5 protein-coding genes are annotated in these 4,331 nt (G+C 55.3%); 4 read left to right on the forward strand and 1 reads right to left on the reverse strand.

The genetic code is table 11. From position 1 onward, the window contains the following. Positions 1–689 (reverse strand): ABC transporter permease subunit (locus tag AC2VLY_RS15840; protein WP_486922615.1); only part of this gene is annotated, 689 nt, incomplete at its 3' end. A gap of 239 nt (positions 690–928) precedes the next feature. Here AC2VLY_RS15840 and AC2VLY_RS15845 point away from each other — a divergent pair. From AC2VLY_RS15845 to cyaY, 4 genes are all read left to right on the forward strand, one after another. After that, positions 929–1,276: a DsrE family protein gene (locus AC2VLY_RS15845; RefSeq protein ID WP_300253408.1), complete on the forward strand. Its 348-nt coding sequence runs from the start codon at positions 929–931 to the stop codon at positions 1,274–1,276. A gap of 4 nt (positions 1,277–1,280) precedes the next feature. Further along, positions 1,281–2,117, forward strand: coding sequence for a symmetrical bis(5'-nucleosyl)-tetraphosphatase (locus AC2VLY_RS15850; RefSeq protein ID WP_486892946.1), 837 nt, complete (start codon positions 1,281–1,283; stop codon positions 2,115–2,117). Between the two features lie 23 nt (positions 2,118–2,140). Then, positions 2,141–3,949 carry a DNA helicase RecQ gene (gene recQ, locus AC2VLY_RS15855; protein WP_486892945.1) on the forward strand — a complete coding sequence of 603 codons (1,809 nt, stop codon included), beginning with the start codon at positions 2,141–2,143 and terminating at the stop codon, positions 3,947–3,949. A gap of 64 nt (positions 3,950–4,013) precedes the next feature. Then, positions 4,014–4,328, forward strand: coding sequence for an iron donor protein CyaY (gene cyaY / locus AC2VLY_RS15860; RefSeq protein ID WP_486892944.1), 315 nt, complete (start codon positions 4,014–4,016; stop codon positions 4,326–4,328). The last annotated feature ends 3 nt before the right edge of the window (positions 4,329–4,331 follow it).

Genomic DNA, 4,331 nt, shown 5'->3' on the forward strand with positions numbered 1-4,331 from the left:
ACCGGAATTCCCTCAGGGAAATACGCCACAATCAACACAATGCCAAACTCACCCATGGCCCGTACCCAGGCCAGGGCCACCCCGGCTGACAAACCAATGCGCGCCAACGGTAAGGTGACCCGCCAAAAAGTCTGAAATCGGTTGCGCCCCAATGTCCGGCTGATTTGCTCCAGTTCGCGGGGAACGCCTTCAAACGCTGCCCGCGCTGCGATGATGTAATAAGGCATGGCACCATAAATCTGGGCGAGGATAAACGCCGGAGCCGTATTGGTGAGGTAGATGCCCGCGTGGCTGAACAGGCTACCTACCGGTGAATAGGGACCATAAAAACTGCTCAGCAAGATACCCAAGGCCAGAGGCGGCGTCAGCAGGGGCAACATCAGCAGGGCATCAAAAAACCACTTACCACGTCCCTGCCCGCGCGCCAGCCACCAGGCCAGAGGGGTTCCGGCCAGCACGGAAATGATTAGCGCCAGCATACTGTAAAGTAAGGATGTCCGGATTGCCCCGAGATCCCCTTCGGCAAAATGAAAATCATGCCAGTCAGTCGCAAATATCAACGCCGCAAAGGGTGCCAGCAAAAAGACAAATATCAGGCCCGCCAAAGCAGGCCCCATCCAGCGAAAACGGTCAAAACCCGCTGTCACCCGATAGACCGGAAAGCCTGGATCATGATCCGCGCTTCGCAATACCCCTCCCCATAAAAGTCGTGCCGGGTAAATCCTGACGTTATTCCCAAGTAAATATATCCAATGGGTTTATAGCGCTACCGCACCAACTGGTCAAGCTTGCAGCAACAGCCCAGCGCCGCAACTGCCTATAGTTCAAGCACCAGGCCCAGGTAGAATAGTACATACATTATTCCGGCTTTTTTATGCTATGCTTATGGAGAAAATAGAGTTAACTATCCATTAAAGAGTCAGATGAAATGCACTGGACCATTCTCCTCAAATCCGACCCCGAAGCAAAGGGTAATCCTGTTCTGCACGGCCTGCGCATGGCAGCTTCGGCTTTGGCGGATGGTGTTGAGGTCAGCATTTTTCTTGCTCAGGAAGCCTGCCCCCTGGCTTTTCTGGATGAGCAAATCGGGGCAAAACAGTTGGTTCATCAGGATCTTATTCATGAACTCCAGGAACTGGGTGCGCGAATATATGTGGTCGGCCTGGAATGGCTGCATCAGTCTGAAAAATCCCTGCTCAACTCCAGCATTGAGGCGGCCAGCATGAAAACCCTGGTCCGCCAGATGAAAATCTCCGATCAGGTCATCACCCTTTAATACCATGGGTGCTACTTACGCATTGGGAGATGTGCAGGGTTGTTGTGCCCCCTTCAACGCGTTATTGCAAAAAATCGGCTTTGATGCGCAGCATGACCGCCTCTGGTTGGCGGGTGATTTGCTGAATCGTGGTCCCGATAGTCGTCCATTACTGAAAAAGCTTTTCAACTGGCAGGACCGCCTCCAGATTGTGCTGGGCAATCATGATTTATATGCGCTTTCGCGCTGGGCAGGTATTGTTCCCGCCAAAAAAAGTGACACCCTTGCGACACTCCTCGCTGACAAAAATGCCGGTGACTGGCTGGACTGGTTACGGCAGCAGCCTCTGCTTCATCATGACGAAGAGCTGGGCTGGACCATGGTCCATGCTGCCATTCATCCTGACTGGGATATTTCCAGCGCTACAGTGCATGCCTTGAAGGTGCAGGAAGCACTATGCGGCCCGCACTGGAAACGCTTTTTGAAATCATTGTGGGCTACACCCGCTCCGGATCGCTGGGAAGATTGCCGCAACGAAGAAGACGCCCAGCGTTTTCGGGTGGCGGTATTTACCCGCGCCCGTTATGCCACCGCAGATGGTCTTTTCAACTGGCCCAGCACCCCACCCAAAGACCTTGCGCATATGTATGCGCCGTGGCATCAATGGTTTTTTGAACGGCAGAGCAGTGGTGCTATTATCTGCGGGCATTGGGCGACTCAGGGTCTGCTGGTGCATGAACGCTTGCTGGCCCTGGACAGCGGCTGCGTCTGGGGTCGCCAGTTGAGCGCAGCGCGCATTGATCTCGCCGAGCCACTGATTCAGCAGATCAATTGCCCCGCCTATGCCCAACCCGGCAGCTAAGGAATAACATCAGCTCAGCAGATATGCCCACCATCACGCCCTCTCTCGAAATCCTGCGCCACACTTTCGGCTATGAACAGTTTCGAGCCCCTCAGGAGGAGGTCATCGCCACACTCATGAGCGGCCAGGACGCACTGGTGCTGATGCCTACCGGGGGCGGCAAGTCCTTGTGTTACCAGATTCCCGCCATCGCCCGTCCGGGTGCTGGTGTGGTCGTATCACCACTCATCGCGCTGATGGAAGATCAGGTGAATGCCTTGCGGCAGGCGGGGGTTGCGGCGGCAGCGCTCAATTCCAGCATTCAACCCCGGGAAATCCGCGAAACCGAAGAAGCCCTGCGCAGCGGCCAGCTGGATTTACTGTACATTGCCCCCGAGCGCCTGCTGCAGGATCGTACCCTGCGCCTGCTGCAACAATGTCAGGTCAATCTTTTCGCGATTGATGAGGCACATTGCGTCTCCCAATGGGGACATGATTTTCGTCCGGAATATTTGCAACTGAAGGTTCTCCACGAGCGCTTCCCAGCCATACCGCGCATTGCCCTGACGGCTACAGCAGACCCCAAAACCCGCCTGGAAATCATCGAACGGCTGGGACTGCAACGCGCGCGGATTTTTACCCGGTCTTTTGATCGTCCCAATATCCGCTACCACATCCACAGCAGCAGCCAGGGTGCGCGCAACGCCCTGCTGCGTTTTATTCGCGACCGCCATGATGGTGAAGCGGGCATTGTTTATTGCCTTTCCCGTAAACGCGTCGAAGAAATTGCCGCATGGCTTCAGGCAGAAGGGTTGGACGCCCTGCCCTATCATGCCGGCCTTTCCGCAGATGAACGGCGCCGCCATCAACTGCGTTTTCAACGCGATGAGGGTGTCATCATTGTAGCAACCATTGCTTTTGGTATGGGTATTGACAAGCCCAATGTGCGTTTTGTGGCCCATCTCAATTTGCCCAAAAGTATCGAAGCCTATTATCAGGAAACCGGTCGGGCGGGGCGTGACGGTTTGCCAGCTGAAGCCTGGATGCATTATGGTCTGCAGGATGTGGTGCAACTGCGGCAGATGATTCAGCAATCTGAAGCCGACCAGCAACGCAAGCAAATGGAAGGCCAAAAACTGGATGCCATGCTCGCCCTTTGCGAAACCGTTACCTGTCGCCGCCAGACTTTGCTCAGTTATTTTGGCGAAACCCTCGCCCAGCCCTGCGGAAATTGTGACAACTGCCTGACCCCTCCGGCCACCTGGGATGCCACCGTCGCTGCACAAAAAGCCCTCTCTGCGGTACACCGCACGGGCCAGCGTTTTGGCGTTCAGTATCTGGTCGATGTCTTGCTTGCCCGCGATGATCCCCGTATTCAGCAATGGGGCCATCATCAACTCCGGGTCTATGGCATTGGCAAGGAATTATCTGCCAACGCCTGGCGCGCCTTGTTCCGTCATCTGTTACTCCGGGGCCTGGTTGAAGTAGATAGCGAAGGACATGGTGGCCTGCGCCTGAGTCCGCTGAGTCGTCCCATTTTGCGCGGCGAACAAACCCTCACCCTGCGCCAGCACGAAAATCCCCAGCCCCGAAAAAAAGAGAAGGTCCAGGAAATCCCAGCCAGTGACAAAGCACTATGGGAAGATTTACGTCAGCATCGCCGTACCCTGGCACAAACCCAGGGAGTGCCTCCCTACGTAATTTTTCATGATGCGACGCTGATGGAAATGCTGCGCCTGCGCCCCCGTACCCTGGCCAGTCTCGCCACAGTGCCCGGCGTTGGTGAACGCAAACTCGCCGCCTATGGGGAATCGTTTCTGACCATATTACTGAATCACGCAGACCAGTCTTAATGGATCAAAACTTGCCCTGCAACAGGTCAGGTCGCATCATAGGACCAAACTTGAGGAAACCCGAATGAACGAAAAAAGCTTTGCCGTCGCCGTTGAAAACACTCTGACAGAATTACTGACCCGCATTGAGGAACGCACTGCGGTTGTGGAATGTGATCTGGTTGACAGCGTGCTCACCCTGCTCCTGCCCGATGGCAGCCAGATTATCATCAATCGTCAGGAGGCCGTTCAGCAAATCTGGCTGGCCTGCAGTGATGGTCCCGCCCGCTTTTCGGCCAAAGATGATCAATGGCTGGACAGCCAGACGGGCGAAAGCCTGACGACCGCCCTGGGCCGGCTACTCAGCCATCGTTTACATGACCACATCGTCCTGGACTGAAAT

The sequence above is a fragment of the Acidithiobacillus sp. TH-A36 genome (assembly GCF_057473445.1).

What these genes read in the sequence shown, in the direction of transcription:
- AC2VLY_RS15845 (WP_300253408.1), top strand. Translation starts at nt 929, where the DNA reads ATGCACTGGACCATTCTCCTCAAATCCGACCCCGAAGCAAAGGGTAAT.
- AC2VLY_RS15850 (WP_486892946.1), top strand. Translation starts at nt 1,281, where the DNA reads ATGGGTGCTACTTACGCATTGGGAGATGTGCAGGGTTGTTGTGCCCCC.
- recQ (WP_486892945.1), top strand. Translation starts at nt 2,141, where the DNA reads ATGCCCACCATCACGCCCTCTCTCGAAATCCTGCGCCACACTTTCGGC.
- cyaY (WP_486892944.1), top strand. Translation starts at nt 4,014, where the DNA reads ATGAACGAAAAAAGCTTTGCCGTCGCCGTTGAAAACACTCTGACAGAA.